Raw genomic sequence first — 1,641 nt, forward strand, 5'->3', positions numbered from 1 at the left:
TCACGGCGGACACCCTTGACTTTCGCTAACAGTTCCTACTGCCAAGTCTGTAGTGGACTTTCACCACCAAGTTGTCGCCCATGCCGGGCGCACATGAAAAAGAGAGCACAGTTACTACACTTGTGCTCTCCTTTATTGCCTGCTCCTTTTCATAAAGGTGCTATTACATTTTCTGTATATTTTTATAATAATGTGACATCCAAGTATCCCAGTCTACGTGCCTCTCTAATCCTCTGCTGGTCTTCCTCGGTTATTTTCAGTAAAGCAGGGTTTTCAAGTATCATTTCATAGCCATATTCCTGTACACCTGACTGTATGATCGCTTTCTCTATGCCTGTAACTATAGATAAAACCTCAGCTGGTTTCTTGTCTTTTGCTCGCTCGTCCGTTACTTCAGTAAATAACATCTCTGCTCCTCCTCTCAATACTGCTTCACCTATTTCTTAATATGATTATACCATATACGAAAGCGTTTGAACAAGAAGGACGTAGCTGGAAGATGTATATTTAATCTAATAAATGTGTAAAAGTTACGGCATTGCTCCAGCTTACTTATCCGAGCGCTGATTTCCAGCTGTAGAGAAGTTTCCTGGTGTTCTGACAAAGAACGTCAGAACTAAACCTAGCAGCGCGAAGACTGATGCCCATAAGAAGGCATGTGTTTCCTGAGACACTGCTGAAAGAAGCAGCGGACCGATGAGCGCAGATATTCCATAAGCCTGATAGAGCAAACCATAGTTCGATCCAAAATAGTATGTGCCGAAATAATCGCTGCACACTGCCGGAAACGTCGCTAGAAATCCGCCGAAACAGCTAACTATAATGCCTAGTATGGCAAAGTAAGTAAACGCATTGAGCTGAAATAAGCTAAGCGCCGCCATCGATAGAGCAGTCAGACCAAACAGGAGAGTAAACACTCTCAATCGTCCGATCAAGTCAGACAGTGCACCCCATCCCAATCTCCCTAAAGCATTGAATACAGCAGCTACAGCTACTGCATAACCTGCTGTTTTAGGAGACAGGCCGCCCAGATCTCTCGCAATATCCTGAGACAAGCCGATAACCAGCAAGCCACTCAGACTTCCTGCAAAGTACATGATCCACAATAAGTAAAATGCCGGGGTCTTCAACATGCCTTTTGTAGTAAAGTCATTTTCGTTGACAAGCACGTGCTTGTCTTCTGACTGTGTTGGAACTTTAAGCATCTGTGCCCCAGTAATCCCTACTAATGCGTAGACCAGGCCTTGAACTAAAAAGGTCTGAGATACCCCAATCGAACTGATCAGTGCGGATAATAAAAGTTAAAAATAAACCCGCCCATTCCGAACGCGCCGATGATGATCCCTGTCACCATCCCTTTCTTTCTCGGGTACCACTTCAGACCAGTCGACAACGGACAGACGTAGACCATACCGACACCGATACCTCCTACAAGACTGTAGCCTAGATACAAAACTGGCAGGGACCGTGCCTGCGAGGCAATTATCAGACCTGCACTGAAACATATCATTCCGATCGTCCCAACTAGTCGCGGTCCGATTCTGTCCATTAACGAGTAGGGCAGCAATTTGACTGCCCATTACTCCAGCTCCGAGTACTGTTGCTTTTCTTATTGACATTCGAATCCCTCCATAAATAAAT

3 protein-coding genes are annotated in these 1,641 nt (G+C 45.0%); all 3 read right to left on the reverse strand.

The features are described from left to right. Positions 1–182: 182 nt before the first annotated feature. Positions 183–407: a hypothetical protein gene (locus tag BLR76_RS11475; RefSeq protein ID WP_091269052.1), complete on the reverse strand. Its 225-nt coding sequence runs from the start codon at positions 405–407 to the stop codon at positions 183–185. Positions 408–548: 141 nt separating this feature from the next. Further along, a complete protein-coding gene (locus BLR76_RS11480; RefSeq protein ID WP_091269053.1) occupies positions 549–1,205 on the reverse strand; it encodes an MFS transporter in 657 nt (218 codons plus the stop codon). A 77-nt stretch (positions 1,206–1,282) separates the two neighbouring features. After that, positions 1,283–1,510 (reverse strand): hypothetical protein, encoded by a 228-nt coding sequence (locus BLR76_RS11485; protein ID WP_245683092.1) that lies wholly within the window; start codon positions 1,508–1,510, stop codon positions 1,283–1,285. Between the last annotated feature and the right edge of the window lie 131 nt (positions 1,511–1,641).

It is taken from the genome of Alkalibacterium thalassium (assembly GCF_900101165.1).
Classification (GTDB): Bacteria; Bacillota; Bacilli; order Lactobacillales; family Carnobacteriaceae_A; genus Alkalibacterium; species Alkalibacterium indicireducens.

What these genes read in the sequence shown, in the direction of transcription:
- BLR76_RS11475 (WP_091269052.1), bottom strand. Translation starts at nt 407, where the DNA reads ATGTTATTTACTGAAGTAACGGACGAGCGAGCAAAAGACAAGAAACCA.
- BLR76_RS11480 (WP_091269053.1), bottom strand. Translation starts at nt 1,205, where the DNA reads ATGCTTAAAGTTCCAACACAGTCAGAAGACAAGCACGTGCTTGTCAAC.
- BLR76_RS11485 (WP_245683092.1), bottom strand. Translation starts at nt 1,510, where the DNA reads ATGATATGTTTCAGTGCAGGTCTGATAATTGCCTCGCAGGCACGGTCC.